Genomic DNA, 25,922 nt, shown 5'->3' with positions numbered 1-25,922 from the left:
CGTGGCGGCACCATGCGGCGAAGGGGTGCGTCCCTGGCGGTCTCGTCAAGCCCCGGGGCGCAGCATCCATCCCGCGCTAGCGTGACCGGCATGGACGAACGGCGAACCGAAGACGACACGCCCGCGGGCGAGAACCCTCTCGGCGGCGACGAGACCACCGAGGGGCAGCTCGAGGCCGACAACCCCGTCGAGGAGGACACCCTCGAGACGCTCGACCCTGACAATCCTCCCGCCTGACGGGAGAAGAATCTGGCTCGGGGGGAGATCGCTAGATAAGCTAGCGATATGACCTCGGGTTCACGCCGCCGCTGGGCGGGGCTGGTGTTCATCAGCGTCGCCGTCGCGCTCATCATCGTCGACTCCACCATCGTGAACGTCGCGATCCCGGCCATCGTCGACGACCTGGGCATCACGTCCAGCGAGGTGCAGTGGGTGCAGGAGGCGTACACCCTCGTCTTCGCGTCGCTGCTGCTCGTCTTCGGTGCGCTCGCCGACCGGTGGGGACGGCGACGGATGCTGCTCATCGGCGTGGTCGTCTTCACCCTCGCGTCGATCGGCGCAGCGATGGCGACGACGGGCGAGCTCCTCATCGCCGCGCGCTTCATCCAGGGCATCGGCGGGGCGATGATGCTGCCCACCACGCTGTCGCTCTTGAACGCGACGTTCCGCGGCCGCGAGCGGGCCATCGCCTTCGCCGTCTGGGGCTCGACGATCGGCGGCATGGCCGCGGTCGGCCCGCTGCTCGGCGGCTGGCTGACGACCGAGTTCTCGTGGCACTGGGCGTTCCTCATCAACGTGCCGCTCGGCATCGCGATCGTGGTCGGAGTGCTGCTGACCGTGGACGAATCGCGCGGCGATGCCGTGTCGATCGACGTCGTCGGAGCGCTGCTGTCGGTGATCACCGTCGGCACCCTGGTCTTCGGCCTGATCGAAGGTCGCACCTACGGCTGGCTCACCACCGACAAGCAGTTCACGATCGGCGACTGGACCTGGCCCTGGGACCTCTCCCCCGTCGCCGTGGCCTTCGCCGTCGCGGCCGTCGGCGTCGTGGCGTTCATCTGGTGGGGCCTGCACCGTCGCCGGGCCGGCAAGCCGACGGTCATCGCGTTCGGGCTCTTCCGCATCCCCTCGTTCCGCAACGGCAACATCGCCGCGATGGTGGTCTCGCTCGGCGAGTTCGGCCTGATCCTCGCGCTGCCGCTCTGGCTGCAGTTCGTGCTCGGCTTCGAAGCCGTCCAGACCGGCTTGATCCTCCTAGCCCTGGCCATCGGATCCTTCGCCGCGAGCGGGCTGGCGGGGGCCCTCAGCGGACGCGTCGCGCCGGTGTGGATCGTGCGCGTCGGGATCGTGGCCGAGATCATCGGCATCGCGGCGGTCGGGTTCGTCATCGCGCCCGACGCCTCGTGGGTGCCCCTCGTCCCCGCGCTCTTCGTGTACGGAATCGGCGTCGGGCTCGCGACCGCGCAGCTCACGGGCGTCGTGCTCGCCGACGTGCCGACCGCCGAGGGCGGCCAGGCCTCGGGAACCCAGTCGACGGCGCGCCAGCTCGGCGCGGCGCTCGGCATCGCGATCCTCGGCACGATCCTCTTCTCGACGACCTCCGCGGTCCTCACGGCGAGGCTGGACGACCGCGGGATCCCCGCCGAACAGCGCGACCAGGTCGTCTCGGCCGTCGTCGACAGCGCCGGCGGCGCGATCGCGGGTCTCGCCGGCTCACCGCAGACCGCGCAGCTCGCCGACGACGCCAAGGCCGCGTTCTCGGAGGGCACGAAGTACGCCAGCTTCGCCGCCGCGGGCTTCCTCACGGTCGGCCTGCTGGCGACGCTCTCGCTCGGGGGCGGACGGCCGCGCGACGAGGAGCGCGTCGAGGCCGAAGCCGTCGAACCCGCCTGAGCCGCGGCATCCGTCCGCTCGCTACGCCTCGCGGGTGATCGTGACCTTGACGTGCAGGTTGCTCTTGAACGGGCCCGCGTACACGCCGCGCAGCGGCGGCACGTCGCCGTAGTCGCGGCCCCGGCCGACGAGAACGTGGCGGTCGCCGATCTCGATGTTGTTCGTGGGGTCGAAGCCCTGCCACTGGCCCGCGAACCATTCGATCCACGCGTGGGACTCGCCGGTCACCGCGACGCCGACCTCGGCCGACGGCCGCGGGTGCAGGTAGCCCGACACGTAGCGCGCCGGGATGCCGACCTCGCGCAGCGCGCCGAGCGCGATGTGGGCCATGTCCTGGCAGACGCCCTTGCGGGCCTCCCACGCCTCGGCGGCGGTCGAGTGCACGCCGGTGATGCCGTGCATGTACTCGACGGCGTCGCCGATGGCGACCGCGATCGCGTGCGCGGCGCGGCCGGGGTGGTCGTGCTGCGCCGCGATCGACCGGGCGAGCTCGGCAACCTCGTCGTGCGGCTTGGTCCGCCGGGTCTGCGACAGCTGCTCGACGGTCTCGAGCGAGCGGCTCGCCTCGCGGGCGAGGCCGTCCCACGTGATGTCGATGTGCTCGAGCGGGCGCGGACGCACCTCGACCAGCGAGCGCGCCGTGATCGTGAGCGACGAGTGCGGCGACAGCACGTCGAACGCCGCGACCCGCGTGCCGAAGTAGTCGACGTACTGGTTGACGGAGGTCGACGGCTCGATGTCGAGCGACGAGTTGAGCACGAACTGGCTGTCGGTGGAGCCGGGCAGCATGCGCGCCTCGTTGTACGACGCGGTCACGTCGCCCTGGTAGCTGAAGCCGGTCTGGTGCTCGATCCGGAGGCGCTTCATGAGATCTCTCCGATCCAGCTGGGCTCTGCCTGCGTCGGGAAGAACCGGCCGCGGATGGCTTCGGATGCCTCGCGCGTGACGGTCTGCACGCGGTCCATGTGCGTCGGCAGCTCGCTGAGGATCTCGGAGATCGGCCGGTACTCGAGGTCGTTGCGGATCTGGCCGAGGGCCCGCAGCACCGTGTTGGAGTGGCCCACGCGGTCGGCGCGGGGGTCGATGGCGCTCATGCACTCCTCGGCACGCTGGATCGAGTAGATGATCGAGCGCGGGAAGAGCCGGTCGAGCAGCAGGAACTCGGCGGCGTTGCGTGCGCTCGGCATGCCCCGGTACGTGCGCAGGTACGCCTCGTACGCGCCGCACGAGCGCAGGATGGTGGTCCACGACGGACCGGATGCCTCTGTCAGCGACCTCGTCGCGAGCAGGCGCGCGGTCATGTCGGTCCGCTCGATGCTGCGGCCGAGCGTGAAGAACTGCCACGCCTCGTCGCGGCTCGTCGACGAGTCGACGATGCCGACGGCCAGCGCCGAGCGCTCGCGCACCCACTGGAAGAAGTCGTGCACGCGGTCGGCCTGCAGGCGTCGCGGCATGCGCGCGTTCGTCGTGTTGAGGGTCTCCCACAGCTCCGTCGAGACGATCTCGCGCGCGCGACGCGCGTTCTCACGCGCCGCGGTGAGGGCGTAAGCGATGCTCGACGGGTTCATGCGGTCGACGGCGAGGCGCGACAGCACGTCCTCGCGGCGCACCTGGTCGACGCTCTCGGGCGGCAGCGACCCCATGACGCTGAGGAGCGACCGGCACGCCGTGTCCTCGTCGATCCACGGGTCCTCGAGGAGGAGCTGCAGGTGCACGTCGAGGATGCGGGCGGTGCCGTCCGAGCGCTCGATATAGCGCCCGATCCAGAAGAGCGACTCGGCGATGCGGCTCAGCACGACGCACCCCCGTCCTGCTGCGCCTGCTGCTGCTGTTGCTCCTGCTGCTCGACGCGGCTGCGCGGGCGGTCCTGCGGCGAGTGCGTGGGCTCGGTCTGGGCGTCGTAGATGATCGGGATGGCCTCGGTCACCGTCGCGGCCTGATCGGCGACAAGCCCGGCGACCCCCTGCCCGTACTCGACCTGGGCCGGGGCCGAGCCGCCGACGATCCAGGTGTCCTTCGAGCCGCCGCCCTGCGACGAGTTCACGACGAGCTGGCCTTCGGGCAGCGCGACCCGGGTGAGGCCGCCGGGGAGCACCCAGACGTCCTCGCCGTCGTTGACCGCGAAGGGGCGGAGATCCGCATGGCGCGGACGCATCCCGTCTTCCACGAGCGTGGGGATCGTCGACAGCATGACGACGGGCTGCGCGATCCAGCCGCGGGGGTCGGCGAGCAGGTTCTGGCGGAGCTTCTCGAGCTCGGCGGGCGAGGCGTCGGGCCCCACGACCAGGCCCTTGCCGCCCGAGCCGTCGACCGGCTTCACCACGAGCTCGTCGAGGCGGTCGAGCACCTCTTCGAGCGCATTCGGGTCCTCGAGGCGCCACGTGTCGACGTTCTTGAGGATGGGCTCCTCAGCCAGGTAGTACCGGATGAGGTCCGGCACGTACGTATACAGCAGCTTGTCGTCGGCGACGCCGTTGCCCACGGCGTTCGCGATCGTGACGTTGCCCAGGCGCGCCGCGAGCATGAGTCCCGGGGCACCGAGCATCGAGTCCGCGCGGAACTGCAGCGGGTCGAGGAAGTCGTCGTCGACGCGACGGTAGATGACGTCGACGCGCTTGGGGCCGCGCGTCGTGCGCATGAAGACCTTGCCGCCGATGCACAGGAGGTCGCGGCCCTCGACGAGCTCGACGCCCATGAGGCGCGCGAGCAGCGTGTGCTCGAAGTACGCGGAGTTGTAGACGCCGGGCGTCAGCACGACGACATTCGGGTCCTCGATGCCTGCGGGCGCAGATGCCCGCAGCGCCGCGAGCAGCTTGTTCGGGTAGTCGCCGACGGGGCGCACGCGCATCGAGACGAACAGCTCGGGCAGCGTCTGCGCCATGACGCGGCGGTTCGAGATGACGTAGCTGACGCCCGACGGCACGCGGACGTTGTCTTCGAGCACGCGCATCTCGCCGTGCTCGTCGCGGATCAGGTCGATGCCCGACACCTGGATGCGCACGCCGTTGGCCGACTGGATGCCCGCGGCCTGGCGGTAGAAGTACTGCGAGCTCGCGATGAGACCTGCGGGCAGCACCTCGTCGCGCACGCAGAACTGGTGTCCGTACGCGTCGTCGAGGAACGCCTCGAGCGCGCGCACGCGCTGCTTGACACCCGCCTCGATCCGCGACCACTCGTCGTACGTGATGACGCGGGGCACGGCATCCAGCGGGAAGGGCCGTTCCTCACCCGCGAAGTCGAAGGTCACGCCCTGCGCGAGGTAGGAGTCCGCGAGCGAATCGGTGCGGCCGCGCAGCTCCTCCTGGGTCATCTGCGCGAGCGCCTGGTAGAGCTCTCGGTAGGCCTCGCGCGACTCGGCCGGGGCTCCCGGGTGGGCCGGGCTCCCGAACATCTCGTCGAACGCGGGAACCCCCGAGGGCGTCTTGCGCGGCGCCAGCGTGGAGCCGTAGCCGTCGAACAGATCACCCATGCGAAGAGCCTAATGCGGCCTTCGTTGCGCTCGTGTTTCCGATCCGTTCTCCTGGCCCGTCCACGGCCGATCGGACGTATGCTCCCGCTATGACTCGTGAGGCGGGTGCCGCGACGCGTGTCGTCGCGAAGCCCTCGGCCCTCTCCGGCGCGGCCGCGGGCGCAGCATCCGTCGTCCTCGGTGCCGGTATCGGCGAGCTGGTCGCGGCGCTGGTCGCGCCGTCGTCGAGCCCGATCTCCGTCGTCGGCGGGACGCTGATCGATCTCGCGCCACCGTGGGCGAAGGATGCGGCGATCTCGCTGTTCGGCACGGCCGACAAGCTCGCCCTGCTCACCGGGATCGCGGTCGTGCTGCTGGCCGTGTCGGCGGGGGTCGGCATCCTGGAACTGCGCCGGCCCTGGTTCGGCGCCACCGTGTTCGCGGCGCTCGGCGCGGTCGTCGCCGTGCTCGCGATGACCCGCGCCGGCTCGACCGGTCTCGCCTGGCTGCCCTCGCTCACCGCGGGCCTCGTCGCAGCGGCGGCGGTCCGCCTGCTGACGCGGCTGGCGAGAGCGACGGATGCCTCGTCCTCCGCGCCCGCCGAGGCAGGCACCGCCGACGCGCCCGGCGACGACGAGCCGTCTCGCCGCCGCTTCCTCGTCTGGGCGGGCGCCGCCGCAGCGGCGGGCGTGATCGCGGCGATCGCGGGGACGGCGCTGCAGGCAGGCTCCCGCACGGTGACCGCCGTACGCCAGGCGCTGCGACTGCCGGCTCCGGCCGTGAGTGCTCCGCCGGTCCCTGCCGGCGCGCAGCTGGACCTCACCGGGATGACCTCGGTCGTGACCCCGAACGCGAGCTTCTACCGCATCGACACGGCTCTCGTCGTGCCGCAGGTCGATCCGGCGACCTGGAGTCTGCGGATCCACGGCCTCGTCGAGAACGAGATCGAGATCGGGTGGGACGAACTGCTCGCCCTCCCCCTCGAGGAGAGTTGGACGACCCTCGCGTGCGTCTCGAACCCCGTCGGCGGCGACCTCATCGGCAACGCGAAATGGCTCGGCTACCCGATCCGCCACCTGCTCGAGCGCGCGCGGCCGACGGCCGACGCCGACATGGTGCTGTCGCGGTCGATCGACGGGTTCACGGCGAGCACGCCGCTCGAGGTGCTGCAGGAGGAGACCCGCAACGCGATCCTCGCTGTCGGGATGAACGACGAACCGCTCCCGGCAGAGCACGGGTTCCCGGTGCGCATGGTCGTGCCGGGGCTCTACGGCTACGTGTCGGCGACCAAGTGGGTCACCGAGCTCGAGGTGACGCGGTTCGACGAGGCCACCGCCTACTGGACGACGCGCGGATGGTCGGCGAAGGGCCCGATCAAGCTGCAGTCACGCATCGACCTCCCGCGTCGCGGCCAGGGTCTGAGCGCCGGCGACACCATGATCGCGGGCGTCGCCTGGCAGCAGCACGTCGGCATCCAGAAGGTGGAGGTGCAGGTAGACGACGGCCCGTGGCGCGAGGCCGCCCTCGCCTCTGCCATCTCGGACGACACGTGGGTGCAGTGGTCGATCCCGTGGACGGCCGAGCGCGGCTCGCACGCGATCCGCTGCCGCGCCACCAACGCGAACGGCGAGCGTCAGACCGAGACCGACGCGTTCCCCGCCCCCGACGGCGCGACGGGATGGCAGCAGCTCAACATCGACGTGGCCTGAGCCGCGTCAGCTCGCGAGCACGAACCTCAGCTGCTCGACCGCCCAGTCCAGCTCGGTCGCGCGCACGACGAGCGGCGGCGCGATGCGGATGGTCTGGCCGTGCGTGTCCTTCACGAGCACGCCGCGCGCGATGAGGCGCTCGGCGACCTCGCGGCCGGTGCCCACCTCGGGGTCGATGTCGACGCCCGCCCAGAGGCCGGCGACGCGCACCGCCGTGACGCCGTGGCCGACGAGCTCCGTGAGCTTCGCCTCGAGGTGCTCGCCGAGGAGCTTCGCGCGCCGCTGGAACTCGCCGGTCTGCAGCATCTCGACGACCCGCAGTCCCACGGCCGCGGCCAGCGGATTGCCGCCGAACGTCGAGCCGTGCTCGCCCGGCTTGATGACGCCGAGGATGTCGCTGTCGGCGACGACGGCCGAGAGCGGAAGGATGCCGCCGCCCAGCGCCTTGCCGAGGAGGTACACGTCGGGCACGACGCCTTCGCGGTCGCACGCGAACGTCTCGCCCACGCGGCCGAGGCCGGACTGGATCTCGTCGGCGATGAACAGCACGCCGCGGCGGGTGCAGATCTCGCGCACCTTCTTGAGGTAGCCCTCGGGAGGGAGCACGACGCCGGCCTCGCCCTGGATCGGCTCGATGAGCACGGCGACGGTGTCGGCCGTGATCGCGGCGTCGATCACCGCGGCGTCGCCGAACGGCACCGAGATGAACCCCGGCGTGAACGGGCCGAAGCCGTCACGCGCCTGCGGGTCGTCGCTGAAGCCGACGATCGTGGTGGTGCGTCCATGGAAGTTGCCGTGCGCGACGACGATCTTCGCCGCGTCCGGAGCCACGCCCTTCACCCGGTAGCCCCACGCGCGGGCGACCTTTATGCCGGTCTCGACGGCCTCGGCGCCGGTGTTCATCGGCAGCACGAGGTCCTTGCCGCAGAGCTCGGCGAGCGCGGCGGCGAAGGGGCCGAGGCGGTCGTTGTGGTACGCGCGGCTCGTGAGCGTGAGGCGGTTCAGCTGCTCCTGCGCGGCGGCGAGGATCGCCGGGTGCCCGTGCCCGAAGTTGAGGGCCGAGTAGGCCGAGAGCAGGTCGAGGTAGCGCTTGCCCTCGACATCGGTCACCCACGCCCCCTCGCCGCGCGAGATCACGACCGGCAGCGGGTGGTAGTTGTGGGCGACGTGCTCTTGTTCGGCGGCGATGATCTGGCCCATCGCGGCGTCGAGGGAGGTGGAGGCGGCGGTCATGATGTCTCCTCTTCGGTGATCGCTCAGCGTCGCAGCTCGAGCGTGCAGCACTTGATGCCGCCGCCGCCGAGCAGCAGCTCGGACAGGTCGACGAGCACGGGATTGTAGCCGCGCTCGCGCAACTGCGCCTCGAAGCCCGTCGCGCGCGGCGAGATGATGACGTTCAGGCCGTCGCTGGCCGAGTTGAGGCCGAACACGGCGCCGTCGGCGTCCGCGACGCGGATCGCGTCGGGGTAGCGCTCGGCGAGGATCGCCTGGCTGCGCTCGTCGAACGCGTGCTCGAGGTACGCGATGTTCGCCTTCTCGACGCCGCCCGGGCCCTGCACCGGATCGAGCACCGAGATGGCGGTGTCGAGGTGATAGAACCGCGGGTCGACGAGGGTGAGGCTCACGACCTCCTTGCCGAACACGTCGCCGAGCTCGCGATGGCTGTCGCCGGTCGAGCGGAAGCCGGTCCCGGCGAGGATCGTGTCGCCGACGAGCAGGAAGTCGCCCTCGCCCTCGTTGACCTCGACGGGCTCCGCGACCTCGAAGCCGTTGTCACGGAACCAGTCCATGAACGCGGGCCCCTCGGGCACGCGCTCCTGGAAACGGAACTTCGCGCCGTACGCGACGTTGTCGATGACGAAGCCGCCGTTGGCCGTGTAGACCATGTCGGGCAGGCCCTCGATCGGGTCGATGAGGTGAACCTCGTGGCCGAGCGCGACATAGGTGTCGTAGAGCGCCTGCCACTGGCGCACCGCGAGGGCGGTGTCGGTGGGGTTCGCCGGCTCCATCCACGGATTGATGGTGTAGCTGACCGTGAAGTGCTCGGGGCGGCACATCAGGTAGCGGCGGATCTGCTGGATCCGGCCGGAGGCGACCCCGGCGTCGGGGGCGGTGGCGGGCGCGGTGTTCTGCGTGGACATCTTGCTCCTGTAGAGGCGCGGCGGACGCTGTCCAGAGGCCCGGCGGAGCTGGAGAAGCCATCAACCGGGCACGCCTCGTCCATTGTCTCACGGTCGCTGTCCACGGCCTGGGAATGGGGACGTGGATGCCGCGGCCCGGTCACTCCGCGAGGACGACCACCTTGCCCGCCACGTGGCCGGCGGCGACGTGCGCGAGCGCGGCGCCCGCTTCGGCGAACGCGAAGGTGCGCTCGATGACAGGGCTCAGGCGCCCTGCGACGGCGAGCGCCATGAGCTCTGCGAGCACGTCGGCCTTGGCGACGGCGGCGAGCGGGCGCACCGGACGCTTCGCGCCGATGGAGAGGATGGATGCTGCGGCCAGCCGCCCGATCGGACCCAGCACGCGCCCGCCCTCGCCCGACACGAGCACCACGCGTCCACCGTCGCGCACGAGTCGCCGCAGCACCCGCAGCGGCGCGGTGCCGGCGATGTCGATCACCGCGTCGAACCGCCCCTCCCCGAGTTCGGGCGATCCCGGCTGCACGGCGCGGTAGTCGAAGGTGCGCGCCGCGCCGAGGCCCTCGACGAGCGCGCGGTTGCGCTCGCCGCACAGCGCCCAGACCTCGGCGCCGCGCCCGGCGGCGAGCTGCACCGTGAACGTGCCCACCCCGCCCGACGCCCCGATCACGAGCACCCGCTGCCGCGACGAACCCGGGGCAGAGGAACCACCCGGGGCCGAGGCATCCGCCACTCCCCCGAGGGCCAGCGCCTGCCACGCCGTTCCGCCCGCGATCGGCAGGGCCGCCGCGACCACGGGATCGAGCTCCGCAGGACGACGCACCAGGCGCGCGACCGGAGCGAGGGCGTAGCGCGCGAGCCCGCCGCCGGCGGGAAGCTCGCACACGACCTCGTCGCCGACCGCGGCCTCCGTCACGCCCGGGCCCAGCGCGACGACGGTGGCCGCAGCATCCATCCCCCTCACCGCCTGGCGCGGACGGCGGAGGCCGAAGGCGAGGCGCACGAGGAGCGGCTCGCCGCGCATCACGCGGATGTCGCCGTTGTTGAGGCCCGTCGCGCGCAGCCGGAGCAGCACCTGGCCGCGCCCGGGCGCCGGCACGTCGGCGGTCTCGAGGGCCACCGCGTCGGCCTCGCCGTAGCGATGCTGGCGCCACGCCGACATCGAATCGGCGCGGAGGGCCGCAGCCCCGGGAAGCGTCTCGGACATGTCATTCCTCCGGGTAGTCGAAGAGGTCGTCGAGCCCGACGCCGAAGGCGCGGGCGAGCTGGAAGGCGAGCTCGAGGGTCGGCGAATACCGGCCCTGCTCGATGGCGATGAGGGTCTGGCGGGTGACGCCCACCCGGCGCGCGAGCTCGGCCTGCGTGATCCCGGCCGCCTCGCGTACGGCGCGGATGGAGTTCTGGACCTTCGTGGGCTTCACCATCAGACGAGCCCCCGGCGGTAGGCGATGACGCTCGCGATGCCGCCGACGATCGACGACAGCGCGAAGCCGAAGTACATGGTGTTGGCGATCCAGAACCAGTCGGCCTCGAACGCGCACAGGACGAGCACGCCGAGCCCGGCGATGATGAGGAACGCCTGGCCGACGCGGGTCGACATGTGCGCGATGTCGCGGTCGCGCTGGTCGGATTTGCCCACCCCGTCGGGGTCGAACATGCCCGCGAGGATGCCCCACACGATGCTCAGGACGATGGCGCCGACGATGCTGGCGCCGATGATCCACAGCATGATCGGCACCCAGTCCACGTCGGTCAGCGGACCGCCGCCTGCCGCCTGCAGCACGAGGACGACGTAGACGATCGTGCCGATCACGCTGACGATCAGGCTCGCCCAGATGTTGCGCTCTTCGTAGACCATGGCCCCTCCCGGGGTGTGTAAAAGATTCTTGACACTGAAGATAGGGCGGGTCTACCGTGCGTGTCAAGAATCCTTTACATCTCCGGAAGGAACCGACATGCCCTCGCTCATCCGCACCGCCCGCTGGACCGGCGGCGCCTACCTCGCCCTCGCCGTGCTCGGCGGCCTCGGCTTCCTGCTCGTGCGACCACTCGCGACCGAGAGCCCCGGCTACGCGCAGCTTGGCATCGCGTTCGAGCTCGGCGTGGTGATCACCCAGTCGCTCGCGGCCGTCGGCTTCTTCGCGCTGTTTCGCGAGGACCGGCCCGTCGCCGCCTTCGCCGTCGCCGTGTTCGGCATGGGCAACGCGCTCGCGGTGCTGGGCAGCGCCGCCCTGCTCACGGCCGCGTTAGCGGTCTCACTCGACCCCTCGAGCGCGACGGGGACGAATGCTGCGCCCCTGCTGCGCGTCGTCGCCGATGCGTTCTGGACGGTCGGCGCGGTGTTCTTCGGCCTGTGGCTCGTTCCGATGGGCTGGTTCGCCGTGTCGACCCGGCGAATGCCCCGCATCCTCGGCTGGATCCTGGTCGCCGGCGGCGTCGGTTACGCCCTCAATGCGGTGCTGTCTGCCGCGCTCCCCGGCACGGCGGACGCCGTGGCGGATCTGATCGTCATCCCGGCCACCGTCGGAGAGCTGTGGATGGTGGGCTACCTGCTGATCATCGGCATCCGGCCCGTCCGCACCTCGACTCGGGCACGCGTCGCGCACGCCGTCGCCGGCTGACGCAGATGCCGATCGATTGATCCGGATGCCTCGACTCGGCCACAATGAGGGTCGCAGCGCGGTGGAGCGACTACAACGTTGTAGACTCGGAGCACGCCGGGATCTCGGCGAGGGGGGATGTGACGATGGCCGCCACACTGCACGATGTCGCTCGCCTCGCGGGCGTGTCGATCAAGACGGTGTCGAACGTCATCAACGACTACCCGCACATCCGCCCTACCACCAAGGAGCGCGTCGAGGCCGCGATCGCGGAGCTGGACTACACGCCCAACCTCACCGCCCGCAGCCTCCGCTCCGGCCGCACCGGCTCGATCGCCCTGGCTGTACCGGATCTCGCCCTCGCCTACTTCGCAGAGCTCGCCGCCGCGGTGATCGCCGCGGCCGAGGCATCCGGTCTCGTCGTCACCATCGAGCAGACGGGCAGCGGGGGCCGCCAGCGCGAGCTCGACCTCCTCACCAGCCCCCGGCGCAAGATGAGCGACGGCCTGATCTTCAGCCCGCTCGAGATGAGCCAGGACGACGTCGCCCACCTGGACGTCGACTACCCGCTGGTGCTCCTCGGCGAGCGCATCTTCGAGGGCCCCACCGACCACCTCACGATGCGCAACGTCGAAGCGGCCCGCGCGGCGACCGAGTACCTCATCGACTCCGGCCGCCGGCGCATCGCGATCGTCGGCGCGCACGAGGGCGAGCTGATCGGCTCGGCCGCGCTGCGTCTGCAGGGGTATCGCGAGGCGCTCGAGGCGCACGGCATCCCGTTCGACGGACGGCTGATCGGTCCGTCGATCGAGTGGCACCGCGCGAACGGCGCGCGATCGATGCGCGAGATCATCGAGCGCGACGTGCAGTTCGACGCCGTGTTCGCCCTCAACGACACCCTCGCATTCGGCGCGATGCGCGCCCTGCAGGAGGCCGGGCTGCGCGTACCCGACGACGTCGCGGTGATCGGCTTCGACGACATCGACGAGGCGCAGTACTCGATCCCCTCGCTCACCACCGTCGACCCCGGCAGCGACTGGATCGCGCGCACCGCGGTCGCGACGCTCATCGAGCGCATCGCGGGCCTCGACGCTCCGCCGCGACTGCTCCTCGCCGACTTCGAGATCGTGCAGCGCGAGTCCGCGCCCGCCGTCGCCCGCTGACCGTCAGTCCTGCGGCGGCCACGCCACGCTCGGCCAGCCGTCCCGCCACCTGAGCGGCAGCAGTCCGAGGCGGAACTGGCCGTCGAGGTCCGCGTCGTAGAAGTGGAAGGCGAGCCGCCCTCCCGAGACCGACTGGCCGCCCGGACCCACCCGCGTGCCGTCCGAGGCGAGCAACGGCGTGCCGCCGTCCTCGAGGAGCGGGACGCCGTCGGCGTCGACGTACGGCCCGGTCACCGATTCCGAGCGCCCGACCGCGATCGAATAGGTGCTGTCGACACCCTTGCAGCAGAAGTCCTTCGAGACGAACAGGTAGTAGAAGCCGTCGTGCGGCAGGATGTACGGCGCCTCGACGGCGTTGGGCGGCAGCTGACGATCGGCGATCCGCAGCGGTTCGGATTCGTCGGCCCGCAGGCCGGTCGGCCACTCCAGCGGCACCATGCGGATGCCGCTCCAGAACGAGCCGAACGCCATCCACGGGTCGCCGTGCGCGTCCTCGACGATGCCCGGGTCGATCGCGTTGAAGTCGGTGTCCCCCGACTCGATCACGACGCCCCGGTCCACCCACTCGTAGCCCGGGTCGTCGGGGTCGAGCGTCGTGTTCGTGGCGAGAGCGATGAGCGAGGTGTTCTTCCCGAACGTCGACGCCGAGTAATAGAGGTACCACGTGCCGTCGTGCTCGTAGAGCTCCGGCGCCCACAGGTTGTCGACGCCGGGCACCGCCTCGACGAGCCAGGCGGGCTTCTCGTCCCAGACGGTGCCGGCATCCTCCCAGTCGGCGCCGTCGACCGACCGGCGGATCTGGATGTTCCCGTCCCCGATCCGCCCGTTGCCCGTCGAGTACACGAACGACGGCTCGCCCTCCTCCCCCGCGACGTACGCGGGGTCGTGCACGAACGTGTCGCCTGTCGGCTCGGGCACGGCGGGCGCGCCCGCGCATCCGGTCGCGATCGCGAGAATCGCGAGGACGGATGCTGCGGCCGCCGCCCGCCGGGCCACCGGGGTCATGCGAGGGCGATGGCCGACCACGACACCGGCGGCAGCGTCATGGTCACGGTGCCGTCCTCGAGCACGACGCCGTCGAGGGTCTTGAGGCCCACGCGCTCCTGGTCGGCGAGCGTGTTCTTGGCGTACACGTCGTCGTCCCACAGCGTCACGGCCTCGGCGACCGTGCCGACGCCGAGCTCGGAGACGTCCACCGTGACCTCGACCGCGTCGGTCTGGCTGCGGTTCACGAGGAAGACCGCTGCGGCGCCCTCGTCGGCGGTGACCACCGCGTCGACGAGGGGTGCGTCGCCGTACACGGCCGTCTGGTAGGTGCCGGCGTCGATGCGGGGCTTCAGCACCTCGCCGCGCGCGAGGCGCGACGTCACCGAGAACGGGAAGAACGTCGTCTGGCGCCACGCCGCTCCGCCCGGCTCGGTCATGATCGGCGCGATGACGTTGACGAGCTGCGCGAGCGACGCCGACGCCACCCGGTCGTGGTTCTTCAGCAGCGTGATCATGAGGTTGCCGAGCACGACGGCATCCGCCACCGAGTAGACGTCTTCGAGCTGACGCGGGGCGATGCGCCACTCGTCGTTGACCTCGTCGGAGGCCTGGTGCTCATCGAGGTACCAGATGTTCCACTCGTCGAACGAGAGCTTGATCTTCTTCTTCGACTTGAGCTTGTTGCCCACGTGGTCGGCGGTAGAGACGACCGTCTCGATGAAGTACTGCATGTCGATCGACGAGGCGAGGTACGAGGCGAGGTCACCGCCGCGCTCCTGGTAGTACGCGTGGCACGAGATGAAGTCGACGTGCTCGTACGCGTGCTCGAGCACGGTGCGCTCCCAGTCGCCGAACGTCGGCATCGCCGAGCCCGACGACCCGCACACGACGAGCTCGAGGCTGCGATCGGCCGCCTTCATCGCCTGCGCGGTGCGTGCGGCGATCTTGCCGTAGTCGTCAGCCGTCATGTAGCCGGTCTGCCAGGGGCCGTCCATCTCGTTGCCGAGGCACCACATGCGGATGTCGTGCGGCTCGACGGTGCCGTTCGCGATGCGCTGGTCGCTGAGGGCCGTGCCGGACGGGTGGTTGCAGTACTCGAGCAGGTCGAGGGCCGCCTCGATGCCGCGCGTGCCGAGGTTGACAGCCATCATCAGCTCGGAGCCGGTGAGCTTGAGCCAGCGCGAGAACTCGTCGACGCCGACCTGGTTGGTCTCGAGCGAGTGCCATGCGAGGTCGCGGCGCACGGGGCGCTTCTCGCGGGGGCCGACGCTGTCCTCCCAGCGGAAGCCCGACACGAAGTTGCCGCCGGGGTAGCGGATCGTGGTCGAGCCGAGCTCGCGCACGAGGTCGACGACGTCGAGGCGGAAGCCGTCCTCGTTCGCGGTGGGGTGGCCGGGCTCGTAGATGCCGTCGTAGACGCAGCGGCCGAGGTGCTCGACGAACGAGCCGAAGATGCGGCGGTCGATCGGGGCGACGACCGCCTCGCGGTCGACCGAGATGCGGGCGGTGGTGGGTGACGTGGTCACGTTTCTCCTCCAGGGGCGGGCCGGCTGCGGGCAGCACGGCAGGGACGTTCCGGCGCGGGGCGCGCCGCAAGCGGTGGGGTGCGGGGCGGTCAGCGGGTGACGGATGCCCCGGCAACAGGCACGGGCTCACGCCGGCGGTCGCCGGCACGAGGGTGGTCGGGGTCGAGGGCGGCGAGGCGGTGGTCGACGAACCACCCCGCGACGAAGAGGAGCACGGCGAACCCGGCGAGCGGCACGAGCATCGGCAGGAGCGCGAGCGCGGCGCCGACCGCACCGAGGCTCACGAGCATGACGACGCTCATCATGGGAGAGGTGAACAGCAGCACCGCGGCGTAGCGCAGCACCGCGCCGGCGGTCTCGTCGTAGCGCACCGCGACCGTCAGGGCGCACGCGAACACGAGCGCGGCGACCGCCCCCGCGACCCAGGTGAATCCGGCGAGGGCTGCCGCGGCCACGCCGTCGAGCACCGGGAGCACGGCGGTGTCGGCGACCAGCAGCACCGCGACGATCCCGAACGGCAGGCCGATGAGGTTCGCGCGCCAGAATCCGGCGCGGTAGACGGCGGCGAACTCGCGCACGAGCCCGGTGTCCCCTTCGCCGTCGCGCAGCCGCGTGAGGCACGCGGTCGCGGCGAGCGCCGCCGGCGCGAGCCCGAGCACGACGAGACCGACCAGCGTGCCCGCGACGAAGAGCAGGTTCACGACGATGAGGGCGGCGACGACCCGCAGCCATGCCATGACGCGCCCGGTCCAGCCGTACTCCGCGATCATGACGCCACCGCCTTCGAGCCGGTCCAGACGACGCCGTCGGCATCGAGCCCCGCGAACGCGAGCACGGGCCGCTCGGCGACCGGGTCCCAGGCGCCGAAGACGACCGCGTCGAGCACGACATCGCCGCCGTCCGCCCGCACGATGAGCGGGGTCGTCACGGTCTGCCCGTCGGTGTGCGCGGCACCGACCACGCGCAGGGGGACGGATGCCTCGACCCCTCGCCGCGCGGGATCCAGGCGAACCACGTTCCATTCGCCGTCGACGCCCTCGGCGTCGGGCAGACGCTCGGCGTCGTACCCGGCGAACGGGTGCGGCGAGACCAGCGGCCAACCCGAGGCGGTGAGGTGGATGCGGCGGATCTGCGCCTCGTGCCGCGTCGGGTCGTCGGCCAGGCGCACGTGGTGCACGACGAACAGCCGCTCGCCGTCGCGGAACACGGAGTTGTGGCCAGGAGCGATCCAGGCCGTGCCGCCCGGGAACGCGTGACCGCCGAGGATCTTCGTGCCCACGGCATCCGGGGCATCGTCCGCGGTGTCGGTGAGGGCGCGGCCGTTCACGTCGACGTAGGGGCCGGTGACCTCGTCGGCCACCGCGACGCGCACGCTGTAGCTGTCGAACAGCGAGTCGTACGAGACGAACAGCACGTACCGGTCCTCTTCGGGGCGGTACACGATGTAGGCGCCCTCGACGGCGCCGTCGACGCTGGCGGGACGCCGGGCGATGAGCGTTCCGGTCTCGCCGGGGTGCTGGGCGAACCCGGTCTCGGGGTCGAGCGGGAGGATGTGGATGCCGCCGAAGAACGAGCCGTAGGTGAACCACGGGCGCCCGGCGCGGTCGAAGACGACGGCGGCGTCGATGGCGTTGTGCCCGTCGACGTCGTGGGTGGTCGTCACGACGGGACCGGCGTCCGTCCAGGGACCTGCCGGGGAGGCGGCCGTCGCGAGTCCGATGACGGACGTGCGGGAGCCGAACGTCGAGGCCGAGTAGTACATGTGCCAGCGGGGCGACCCGTCGGCCGTGGGCCAGCGCACGACCTCCGGCGCCCACAGGCCCTCGGCGCCGGTGTGCGCGAGCGCCGGCGCGGGCACGCCGTCGAGGGCGGTGCCCACGAACGTCCAGGCGACGAGGTCGGGCGACGTGCGCACGTGGACCCCCGCGGGGATGTCGTCGACGCCGACGGCGGCATCGGTCGAGAACATGTACCACTGGCCGTCGTCGCCCTGGACGACGGTGGGGTCGTGCGCGTTGCGCGCACCCCAGGTGGTGGGGTCGGCGGTCGCGGGTGCGGTCGGAAGCGACATGTCAGCCCTTCGCCCCGGTGAGAGCGACCGACTCGATGATCTGCCGCTGGAAGATGATGAACACGGCGAGCACCGGGATCAGCGCGATGAACGACGCCGCCATGATGAGCGGGTAGTCGGTCTGGCTCGCGTAGGTCGCGTTGAAGCTCGCGATGACGAGCTGCAGGGTCTGCTTCTCGGGCGAGTTCAGGTAGATGATCGGCGCGAGGTAGTCGTTCCACACCGCCATGAACCACAGGATGAACTGTGCGGCGATCGCCGGCCGGATGGCCGGGAAGATCAGCGTGAAGAAGATCCGCAGGTAGCCGGCGCCGTCGATCTTCGCCGCCTCGATGATCGAGTCGGGTACCGAGTCGAGATACTGGCGGATGAAGAAGACCATCACGATGTTGCCGAAGACGCCGGGGAGGATCAGCGGCCACAGGGTGTCGACCATGCCGAGGTCGGCGAAGAGCTTGAACTGCGGGATCATGATCGTCGGGAACGGGATCATGATCGCCGAGAGCAGCATCAGGAACAGCAGGTTCTTGGCGGGCAGGCGCAGCTTCGCGAACGCGAAGGCGGCGAGCATCGAGGTGACCGTGCCGATGATCGTGACCGTCGCCGACACGATGATCGAGTTCACGATGCCCGACAGCAGCGGACCGGCCGACCACACGCGCACGTAGTTCTCCCACACCACCGGATCGGGGATCCACTGCGGCGGCAGGGCGAAGACGGCCTCGCGGGTCTTGAGCGACGTCGAGAACGTCCACAGCAGCGGCGCGATCATCACGATGCCGCCGATCGCGAGCACGGCGATCAGCACGATGTTCACGAGGCGGCGCGAGGCGGACGCGCGGCGGGTGACGCCGGCGGTGTTGCCGGTCGGGCGCCCGAGGCGGCGCTTCGGGAGGCGGCGGCTCTTGCCGGTGACCTCCGCGTCGAGCGCGGACAGGGTGTCGGGAGTGGTGAGCGTCATGATGGGCCTCAGTCGATCGAGAACTGGAAGCGGCGGTTGAGCCGGAACTGGATCGCGGTCACGACGAAGACGAGGAGCCCGAGGACCACCGACATCGCTGTCGCGTAGCCCATCTGCAGGTAGTTGAACGCCTTCTGCCAGATGTACCAGACGATCGAGGCGGAGCTGAACTCCGGGCCGCCGGTGGGGGTCATGATGTTGATCTCGATGAAGATCTGCGCGCCGCCGATGATGCTCGTGACGACGAGGAAGAACGTGACGGGGTTGAGGAGCGGCACCGTGATGTGACGGAACTGCCCCCACGCGCCGGCGCCGTCGAGCGCGGCGGCCTCGTAGAGGTGGCGCGGCACCGACTGGAGCGCCGCGAGGTACAGGAGCATCGAGTAGCCGAGGCCCTTCCACACCGCCATGATGATGATCGCCGGCTTCACCGTCGCCGCGTTCTGCAGCCAGTTCGGGCCGTCGATGCCGAACAGCGCGAGCACCTGGTTCACGAGGCCGAAGTCGCCGTTGTAGGCCCACTGCCAGAGGATCGCGACGGCGGCCAGCGACGAGATCACCGGCACGTAGTAGACCGTGCGGAAGAAGGTGGTACCGCGCATCTTGCGGTTGAGCGCGAGGGCGAGCAGGAGCGACAGGATCAGTCCGATCGGGATGCCGATCATGTAGAAGATCGTGTTGCCCATGGCCTGCCAGAAGTACGGGTCGGCCACCATCTCGACGAAGTTGTCGAGCCCGTTGAACACCGGCTCGCTCAGGCCGTTCCACTTCGTGAACGACGCGTACACCGAGAACACGAGCGGGTAGCCGGTGAAGGCCAGGAACCCGATGACCGGGATCGCGACGAACGCGAGGGCGGCGCGGTGCTCGCGGCGGTGCAGCCGCGAGCGGCGTGCGGTTGTCGTCGTCGACATGAGAGACCTCGTTCTCTTCAGAAGCAGGAGAGGGACGGATGCTGCGCCCCGGCGCGGCCGGAGTGTGCGGCGCGGCGGCGGGCCGCAGCATCCGTTCCCGATATCAGGCTTCGGCCGGCTCAGCCGATTCCGGCGTCGGCGTTGGCCTTGTCGAGCATCTCCTGCATGCGCGGCTGGACTTCCTCGAGGTAGTCCGCTGCAGTCTGCTCGCCGTCCAGGACGGGCTGGATGTTCTTGAACAGCTCGTCGTACCACTCGGGCGAGTACGTGGTGTTCGCCGGGAGTGCGCGGCCGTAGTCCTGGACGATGTCGAGGAACTCCTGCTTGTTGTCGGGCGGGAGCGTCGAGGCGGTCACCCACTCGTTGGCCATGTCGATGAGGTTCGGGATCTGCACACCCGCGTCGACGAGCGACTGCTGCGCCGTCGGGTCGGTCGACAGGTAGATCGCGAGCTTCGCCGCGGTGTCGGGGTCCTTCGTGCTCTCGCTCACGGCGATGCCGAGGGTGCCCGTCCAGGTCGCCGTCTCACCGGTGGCGCCCACCGGGTACGGGATGAGGTCCCAGTCGAAGTCGAGCTTCTCGTACACGGGCACGTCCCACGGGCCCACCGGGAAGAAGCCGATCTGCCCCTGCATCCAGCGCTGGTAGGTGTCGAGCGTCTGGGCGTCGGCGGTCGACGGCGTGACGCCCTCGACGTTCGACAGGTCGGCGAACCACTGCAGCGCCTCGGCGAACTCGGGGCTGTCGACGGTGACCTCGGTGCGGTCCTCGTTCAGCCAGTCCCCGCCGTTGGACCACACGAACGGCTGCAGGTTCCACTGCACGTTGAGTCCGGTGCCCCACTGGTCGAGGGTGCCGTCGCCGTTGGTGTCCTGCGTGAGCTGCTTCGCCACGTCGACGAACTGGTCCCACGTGTACGGGGTGTCCTTGTCGGGGAGCGGGATGCCGGCCTTCTCGAACATCGTGCGGTTGTAGCCGAACGAGAACGGGCCGACGTCCTTGGGCATCGCGTAGATCGAGCCCTGGCCCATGAGCTTGCCGTCGAAACGGTAGCTGTCGACGCCGTACTGCCAGACGTTGTCGAGGTCGAGGTCCTCGTCGTTCTCGACGTAGTCGGTGATGTCCTTGATGATGCCGGTCTTGACGTAGGCCTGCACGCTGCCCGGGTCGATGTAGAAGACGTCGGGCACCTGCTTGCCGGTGATCGCCGCCTTGAGCTTCGTGCTGTACTCGTCGGCGGTCGTCATGATGATCTTGACGTCGACGTCGTTGTCCTTCTCGAACTGCTCGATCGCCGCGGTGTAGGCCGCCTTCTCGGCGTCGCTGCCGCGGAACATGAAGGTCAGCTGCTCGGTGCCGCCGCCGGAGCTGCCGGAGCAGCCGGACAGGATCAGACCGCCGGCGGCGAGCATCGCCGCTGCGGCGACGACCGACTTCCGTGACTTCGTCATCACGTTTCCTCTCGTAGTGCTGTGGTGACCAGCCTGCGGGATCCGAGGATCGATCGCCGCTGATCGGTGGGGGGCCTTCGTTGATTTACAACGTTGGAATTGCTTGGTGGAGAACAGTGTGCGCCGCGAGCCGAGGCGCTGTCAAGCCGAATGACGAAGAAACTTCTAACGTTGTAGAAACGCGACCCGGAAATCCGGATGCCGCGGGCCGCAGCATCCGGATTCCTTCGCGTCAGATGACGGATTCGCTCCAGGGGTCGGGGTTGCCGAAGCGGTGCGCGGTGATCGTCACCGACTGCTCGTGGAGGAACGGGAGCAGCTCGAGCCGGCCCGAGGTGGTCACCTCGTTGTCGTAGACGGCGAGGTCGGGGTCGCCGGCGAGCGCCTCTGCCACCCGGGTGTGCAGGGCAGAGACGGACGGGGAGGGGCCGATGAGCCGCACGCGCGCGGGCCGCGGCTCGGGGTCCGCGTCGGCGGCCGCCGCGACGATGTCGACCGCCGTGAGGCGCTCGAGCCACTGCTCGTCGGTCTCGACGAAGACGGGGACGTCCTCCTCGGCGAGCACGCGGCGCACGGCTGCGGGCAGGCCCACCGGCGCGCTCAGGGTCAGCCGCGATCCTGCCCGCAGGCCCGCGATCACGACGCGCAGCACGGCCTGCCACGACGCGTCCGAGGTGGCTCGCAGCGCGACCGACGGGATCGGGCGGTAGCGGAACAGGTTGCGCTCGACGCCGAGGCCCGAGACGTCCTTGACCTGGCCGAACTCGCGGTCCCACGCGATGGCGTCCGACAGGGCGCCGCGGCGGAGCCACTCGAACGCCTCGTAGTCCAGCGACGGCTGAGCCGCCTCGATGAGCGCGACGATGCGGGTGTCGAGGCCGCGCAGGTGCAGCGTCGCCGACGCGGGTGCGCCGGAGGTGGCGCGCCACCGACCGAGACCGACGAGGTAGTTCGGGCCGCCGGCCTTGGCTCCGGCACCGACCGACGAGCGCTTCCAGCCACCGAACGGCTGGCGCTGCACGATCGCGCCGGTGATGCCGCGGTTGACGTAGAGGTTCCCCGCCTCGACGCGGTCGAGCCACAGCGCGAGGTCGTCGGGGTTCTGCGTGTAGAGCCCCGCCGTCAGCCCGTAGGCGACGGCGTTCTGCAGCTCGATCGCGTGCGCCAGCGACGACGCGTGCATGATGCCGAGCACCGGGCCGAAGAACTCCTCGCGGTGGAACCGCGAGCCGGGCTGGACGCCGGTGCGGATGCCGGGGCTCCAGAGCCGCCCGTCGTACTCGGGCGCCGCGTCCACGCGCTTCGGCTCCACGAGCCACGACTCCCCCTCGTCGAGGGTGGTCAGCGCCCACTGGAGCTTGCCCCGCGGCACTTCGACGACCGGACCGACCTCGCTGAGGGGGTCGGACGGCGCGCCGACGCGGAGGGAGGTCGCAGCATCCGTCAGCTGACGCGCGAAGCGCTGCGAGTGGCCGACCGGACCCACGAGGATCGCGAGCGACGCGGCGGAGCACTTCTGGCCGGCGTGGCCGAACGCGCTCTTGATGAGATCGGATGCCGCGAGGTCGAGGTCGGCCGTTGGCATGACGATCATCGCGTTCTTGCCGCTGGTCTCGGCGAGGAGCGGCAGGTCGGGGCGCCAGGAGCGGAACAGGGCCGCCGTCTCCCACGCTCCGGTGAGGATCACCCGGTCGACGTCGGGGTGCGACAGCAGGGTCTGCCCGAGGCCGCCCTCGTCGATGTCGACGAGGGCGAGCACGTCGCGCGGCACGCCGGCCTCCCACAGCGCCTCGGCGACGACCGCGGCGCAGCGGCGGGCCTGCGGCGCGGGCTTGAAGACGACGCCGGATCCCGCGGCGAGCGCCGCCAGCACGCCACCCGCGGGGATCGCGATCGGGAAGTTCCACGGCGGGGTCACGACGGTGAGCCGAGCCGGCTCGAACACCGCACCGCTCACGCGGTCGAGCTCGCGCGCTGTCGCGGCGTAGTAGTTGGCGAAGTCGACGGCCTCGCTCACCTCGACATCGGCCTCGGCGAACACCTTGCCGGTCTCTGAGGCGGCGACCTCGATGAGTTCGCCGCGCCGGGCCTCGAGCGCGCGGGCGGCGGCGGTGAGCACGAGGCTCCGCTCGGCCGCCGGGAGCGCGCCCCACGCCGGTGCCGCGTCGCGCACGCGCGCCACGATGCCCTGCAGCGTCGGCTCGTCGGTCACGCGGGCCGCCTCGACGGTGGCGTCGCCGGCACGCGACGTCTCGATGCGGGACAGGATGCTGCGCGCCCACGCCCGATTGGCAGGCAGGGCGGGATCGCTGTCGGCGGTGTTGCGGAAGCCCGGGGCGCCGGCCGCACGCGGGCCGGCGGACTCGCGCGGCGCGAACACCGCGGTCTCGACGAACGCCTCGGCGCCGAACACCTGCTCGGGGACGGACCGCTCGAGGGGCGCCGTGTCGCCGGGAACGGTGGAGCGCGCGATGCCGATCACGGCCTGGGTGAGGCCGGACTCGTCGGTCGCCGCCGCAGCCCGGCGCAGGCGTGCCTGGGCCCGCGGCGACTCGTCGGCGACACCGGCCGCGCCGGGCTCCGCGGCCCCGCTCGCCTCGGACGCCTCGGCCGCGCGGTCCTGGGACCGGTTCGGCCCGGTCGCGAGGGCGGGATCGGCGGCGCGGGCGAGCGACGCGAGGAACCGGTCCCGCTCGCGGTCGAACATCGCCGGGTCGTCGGCGAGGTCGAAGGCGGCCGAGAGGAAGTTGTCGCTCGACGCGTTCTCCTCCAGGCGGCGCACGAGGTAGCTGATGGCGACGTCGAACTCGTCGGGGCGCACGACCGGCACGTACAGCAGCACGTGGCCGACTTCGCGGGTGACCGCCTCGACCTGGCCCTGCGCCATGCCGAGCAGCATCTCGAACTCGACGGCGTCGCGCACGCCGGCCTCACCGGCGAGCAGCCAGGCGTACGCGATGTCGAAGAGGTTGTGGCCCGCGACGCCGATCCGCACCGCGCGCGTGCGGGCGGGATCGAGCGCGAAGCGCAGGCACCGCACGTAGTTGGCGTCGGAGTCGACCTTCTCGCCGTAGGTCGCGAGGCTCCAGTCGTGCATGACAGCGTCGACGCGCTCCATCGCGAGATTCGCGCCCTTCACGAGGCGCACCTTGATGCGGGCGCCGCCGCCGTCGACGCGCTGCTGCGCCCACGCCGTGAGCTGAGCGAGGGCGGGCAGCGCGTCGGGCAGGTAGGCCTGCAGCACGATGCCGGCCTCGAGCTGACGCAGGCGCGGGTCTTCGAGCAGGCGGGTGAACACCGCGATCGTGAGATCGAGGTCGCGGTACTCCTCCATGTCGAGGTTGATGAAGGTGCCGTCCGAGGCAGCGGTCAGGTACAGCGGCCGCAGACGCTCGACGACCTTGTCGACGACCTCGTCGAACGCCCACATCGAGATGTGGCTGGCGATCGCCGAGACCTTGACCGACACGTAGTCGACATCGGGGCGGCGGATGAGCTCATGGATGCCCTCGAGCCGGCGCAGTGCCTCCTGCTCGCCGAGCACCGCCTCGCCGAGCAGGTTGAGGTTGAGGCGCGCGCCGCTGCCCCGGAGGGTCGCGATCGCGGGGCCGAGCTTGTCGGGGCGGGCGTCGACGACGAGGTGCCCGACTATCTCGCGCAGCACGCGGCGCGCGATCGGCACGACCGGCGACGGCAGCACCGGCGCGACCGCCCCACCCACCCGCACGGCGCCGCGCAGATACCACGGCAGGAACTCCGGCACGAGCGGCGCGACGCGGTGGAGATGCGATGCTGCGGCCGACAGGCTCTCGGGCCGCATCACGCCGTCGACGAACCCGATGGTGAACGGCAGGCCGTTCGGATCCTTGAGCACACCGGCCAGCCGCTCGGCAGCCGGATCGACCTCGACCTCGGCGCTCTCGGCGATCCACCGCTCTGCCAGGGCGACGGCCTCGCCGGCCCATCGCTCGTCGGATCGGTCTTCCATTCGCACTCCAGCCGTCACGTCGTGGGACTCCGTGCTCCCAGCCTGCACCTCATCGTGCGCCATCGGCTCCACCTGCTGCATGAGGTCAAGGGTGAGGCATCCCTTCATTCGTGAAAAGCGATCATCTACGATCTGTATCGTTCGGATTCTTCGATGGGATGCTGATGCTCGAGCTGCGTCGCCTCAGACTGCTCCACGAGCTCGCGCTGCGCGGCACGCTGGCCGCCGTCGCCGACGCGCTCTCGTACAGCCCGTCCACGATCTCGCAGCAGCTCGCGCAGCTCGAGAAGGAGGCGGGTGTACAGCTCCTGGAGCCGGAGGGCCGGCGCCTGCGGCTCACCGAGCACGGCCGGGTTCTCGCCGCACACGCGGCGCGCGCGCTCGACCTCGACGAGCAGGCGCGCGGCGAGCTCGAGTCGCTGCACCCCGGGCTCGCGCCGGTGCGCGTCGCGGTCATGCAGACGGCCGCGCTCGCGATCGTGCCCGCAGCGCTCGGGCTCCTCGCCGAGCGTGCACGCGATCTGCGGGTCGAACTCGTCGAGATGCCGCCCGAGAGCGGCCTGTTCGAGCTCTCGGCCCGCGGCGTCGACCTCGTGATCGCGGAGCAGTACCCCGGGCACACGCGCGCCCACGAGCCCGGCCTCGAGCGCGATCCACTCGGGACCGACCCGATTCGTCTGGCCGTGGCATCCACCGATCCGGCCCGCACGCTCGACGATCTGCGGGAGCGCCCGTGGGTGATGGAACCCGCAGGCACGGCCGCGCGCCTGTGGGCGGTGCAGCAGTGCCGCGCCGCGGGGTTCGAGCCCGACGTGCGGTACGAGCTCGCCGATCTGTCGGCGCATGCGCGTCTCGTCGCAGCAGGTCAGGCGGTCGCCGTGCTGCCCGACCTCTTGTGGGAGGGCTCGGCGATCCCGGTGTCGCTGCTCGACCTCCCAGGTCGGCCGGCGCGCGAGATCTTCACGGCGCAGCGCACCGCGTCCGCGGCCCGCGCAGGCATCCTCGAGGTGCGCCGAGCCCTGCACGACGCGTTCCCGTCACCACCGGGCCGCCTTCTCTCCTCCCCCTAGGCT

22 protein-coding genes are annotated in these 25,922 nt (G+C 70.9%); 6 read left to right on the top strand and 16 right to left on the bottom strand.

The window, feature by feature from the left end:
* Positions 1 to 90 precede the first annotated feature (90 nt).
* Together ACFC1I_RS19925 and ACFC1I_RS19920 are read left to right on the top strand one after the other, a co-directional pair.
* Positions 91 to 237 carry a hypothetical protein gene (locus tag ACFC1I_RS19925; RefSeq protein WP_376013535.1) on the top strand — a complete coding sequence of 49 codons (147 nt, stop codon included), beginning with the start codon at positions 91 to 93 and terminating at the stop codon, positions 235 to 237.
* Positions 238 to 285: 48 nt separating this feature from the next.
* The gene (locus ACFC1I_RS19920; protein WP_376013533.1) at positions 286 to 1,893 is read left to right on the top strand and encodes an MFS transporter; all 1,608 of its coding nucleotides are present in this window, start codon (positions 286 to 288) and stop codon (positions 1,891 to 1,893) included.
* Between the two features lie 21 nt (positions 1,894 to 1,914).
* On the opposite strand, the gene ACFC1I_RS19915 is transcribed toward ACFC1I_RS19920, so the two are convergent.
* Genes ACFC1I_RS19915 through ACFC1I_RS19905 form a run of 3 tightly spaced genes read right to left on the bottom strand, consistent with a single transcriptional unit; the run spans position 1,915 to position 5,362 of the window.
* Positions 1,915 to 2,760: a transglutaminase N-terminal domain-containing protein gene (locus tag ACFC1I_RS19915; protein ID WP_376013530.1), complete on the bottom strand. Its 846-nt coding sequence runs from the start codon at positions 2,758 to 2,760 to the stop codon at positions 1,915 to 1,917.
* Positions 2,757 to 3,689: an alpha-E domain-containing protein gene (locus ACFC1I_RS19910; protein ID WP_376013527.1), complete on the bottom strand. Its 933-nt coding sequence runs from the start codon at positions 3,687 to 3,689 to the stop codon at positions 2,757 to 2,759. Before ACFC1I_RS19910 ends, ACFC1I_RS19915 begins: the two co-directional genes overlap by 4 nt.
* Positions 3,683 to 5,362, bottom strand: coding sequence for a circularly permuted type 2 ATP-grasp protein (locus ACFC1I_RS19905; RefSeq protein WP_376013525.1), 1,680 nt, complete (start codon positions 5,360 to 5,362; stop codon positions 3,683 to 3,685). Before ACFC1I_RS19905 ends, ACFC1I_RS19910 begins: the two co-directional genes overlap by 7 nt.
* An 89-nt stretch (positions 5,363 to 5,451) precedes the next feature.
* On the opposite strand from ACFC1I_RS19905, the gene ACFC1I_RS19900 reads away from it, so the two are divergent.
* The gene (locus ACFC1I_RS19900; RefSeq protein WP_376013522.1) at positions 5,452 to 7,050 is read left to right on the top strand and encodes a molybdopterin-dependent oxidoreductase; all 1,599 of its coding nucleotides are present in this window, start codon (positions 5,452 to 5,454) and stop codon (positions 7,048 to 7,050) included.
* 6 nt (positions 7,051 to 7,056) lie between these two features.
* Here the strand turns inward: ACFC1I_RS19900 and rocD are convergent, their stop codons facing one another.
* The 5 genes from rocD to ACFC1I_RS19875 form a co-directional block, all read right to left on the bottom strand.
* Entirely contained in the window at positions 7,057 to 8,283 is a 1,227-nt protein-coding gene (gene rocD / locus ACFC1I_RS19895; RefSeq protein WP_376013520.1) for an ornithine--oxo-acid transaminase, read from the bottom strand.
* Positions 8,284 to 8,306: 23 nt separating this feature from the next.
* Positions 8,307 to 9,191 (bottom strand): dimethylargininase, encoded by an 885-nt coding sequence (gene ddaH / locus ACFC1I_RS19890; protein ID WP_376013517.1) that lies wholly within the window; start codon positions 9,189 to 9,191, stop codon positions 8,307 to 8,309.
* A 139-nt stretch (positions 9,192 to 9,330) separates the two neighbouring features.
* Positions 9,331 to 10,395: an NAD(P)-dependent alcohol dehydrogenase gene (locus ACFC1I_RS19885; RefSeq protein WP_376013514.1), complete on the bottom strand. Its 1,065-nt coding sequence runs from the start codon at positions 10,393 to 10,395 to the stop codon at positions 9,331 to 9,333.
* 1 nt (position 10,396) lies between these two features.
* Positions 10,397 to 10,612, bottom strand: coding sequence for a helix-turn-helix transcriptional regulator (locus ACFC1I_RS19880; protein ID WP_341996274.1), 216 nt, complete (start codon positions 10,610 to 10,612; stop codon positions 10,397 to 10,399).
* Positions 10,612 to 11,046 (bottom strand): hypothetical protein, encoded by a 435-nt coding sequence (locus ACFC1I_RS19875; protein ID WP_376013511.1) that lies wholly within the window; start codon positions 11,044 to 11,046, stop codon positions 10,612 to 10,614. The genes ACFC1I_RS19880 and ACFC1I_RS19875 overlap by 1 nt, the downstream gene beginning before the upstream one ends.
* 97 nt (positions 11,047 to 11,143) lie before the next feature.
* Here ACFC1I_RS19875 and ACFC1I_RS19870 point away from each other — a divergent pair, with 97 nt between their 5' ends.
* Positions 11,144 to 11,809 (top strand): DUF4386 domain-containing protein, encoded by a 666-nt coding sequence (locus tag ACFC1I_RS19870; RefSeq protein ID WP_376013509.1) that lies wholly within the window; start codon positions 11,144 to 11,146, stop codon positions 11,807 to 11,809.
* A 125-nt stretch (positions 11,810 to 11,934) separates the two neighbouring features.
* Positions 11,935 to 12,951, top strand: a complete 1,017-nt coding sequence (locus tag ACFC1I_RS19865) for a LacI family DNA-binding transcriptional regulator (protein WP_376013507.1) — start codon at positions 11,935 to 11,937, stop codon at positions 12,949 to 12,951.
* Between the two features lie 3 nt (positions 12,952 to 12,954).
* Here the strand turns inward: ACFC1I_RS19865 and ACFC1I_RS19860 are convergent, their stop codons facing one another.
* The 8 genes from ACFC1I_RS19860 to ACFC1I_RS19825 all read right to left on the bottom strand — a co-directional run bounded on the left by ACFC1I_RS19860 (position 12,955) and on the right by ACFC1I_RS19825 (position 24,849).
* Positions 12,955 to 13,956, bottom strand: a complete 1,002-nt coding sequence (locus ACFC1I_RS19860) for an arabinan endo-1,5-alpha-L-arabinosidase (RefSeq protein WP_376013505.1) — start codon at positions 13,954 to 13,956, stop codon at positions 12,955 to 12,957.
* Positions 13,953 to 15,464: an alpha-N-arabinofuranosidase gene (locus ACFC1I_RS19855; protein WP_376013503.1), complete on the bottom strand. Its 1,512-nt coding sequence runs from the start codon at positions 15,462 to 15,464 to the stop codon at positions 13,953 to 13,955. The genes ACFC1I_RS19860 and ACFC1I_RS19855 overlap by 4 nt, the downstream gene beginning before the upstream one ends.
* 89 nt (positions 15,465 to 15,553) lie before the next feature.
* Positions 15,554 to 16,234, bottom strand: a complete 681-nt coding sequence (locus tag ACFC1I_RS19850; RefSeq protein ID WP_376013502.1) for a YesL family protein — start codon at positions 16,232 to 16,234, stop codon at positions 15,554 to 15,556.
* Positions 16,231 to 17,535: an arabinan endo-1,5-alpha-L-arabinosidase gene (locus ACFC1I_RS19845; RefSeq protein ID WP_376013499.1), complete on the bottom strand. Its 1,305-nt coding sequence runs from the start codon at positions 17,533 to 17,535 to the stop codon at positions 16,231 to 16,233. Before ACFC1I_RS19845 ends, ACFC1I_RS19850 begins: the two co-directional genes overlap by 4 nt.
* Before the next feature lies 1 nt (position 17,536).
* Positions 17,537 to 18,496 (bottom strand): carbohydrate ABC transporter permease, encoded by a 960-nt coding sequence (locus ACFC1I_RS19840; protein ID WP_376013497.1) that lies wholly within the window; start codon positions 18,494 to 18,496, stop codon positions 17,537 to 17,539.
* Positions 18,497 to 18,504: 8 nt separating this feature from the next.
* Positions 18,505 to 19,410, bottom strand: coding sequence for a carbohydrate ABC transporter permease (locus ACFC1I_RS19835; protein WP_376013494.1), 906 nt, complete (start codon positions 19,408 to 19,410; stop codon positions 18,505 to 18,507).
* 119 nt (positions 19,411 to 19,529) lie between these two features.
* Complete coding sequence (locus ACFC1I_RS19830; RefSeq protein ID WP_376013491.1) at positions 19,530 to 20,861, bottom strand: ABC transporter substrate-binding protein; 1,332 nt, start codon at positions 20,859 to 20,861, stop codon at positions 19,530 to 19,532.
* Positions 20,862 to 21,093: 232 nt separating this feature from the next.
* A complete protein-coding gene (locus tag ACFC1I_RS19825; RefSeq protein WP_376013489.1) occupies positions 21,094 to 24,849 on the bottom strand; it encodes a bifunctional proline dehydrogenase/L-glutamate gamma-semialdehyde dehydrogenase in 3,756 nt (1,251 codons plus the stop codon).
* 164 nt (positions 24,850 to 25,013) lie between these two features.
* Between ACFC1I_RS19825 and ACFC1I_RS19820 the strand changes: the two genes are divergently transcribed.
* The gene (locus ACFC1I_RS19820; protein ID WP_376013487.1) at positions 25,014 to 25,919 is read left to right on the top strand and encodes a LysR family transcriptional regulator; all 906 of its coding nucleotides are present in this window, start codon (positions 25,014 to 25,016) and stop codon (positions 25,917 to 25,919) included.
* The last annotated feature ends 3 nt before the right edge of the window (positions 25,920 to 25,922 follow it).

Source organism: Microbacterium sp. NPDC056044, from assembly GCF_042267145.1.
Lineage (GTDB): Bacteria > Actinomycetota > Actinomycetes > Actinomycetales > Microbacteriaceae > Microbacterium.
Note: the sequence above shows the minus strand (reverse complement) of the source record. Positions and strands in the feature narration are given on the sequence as shown.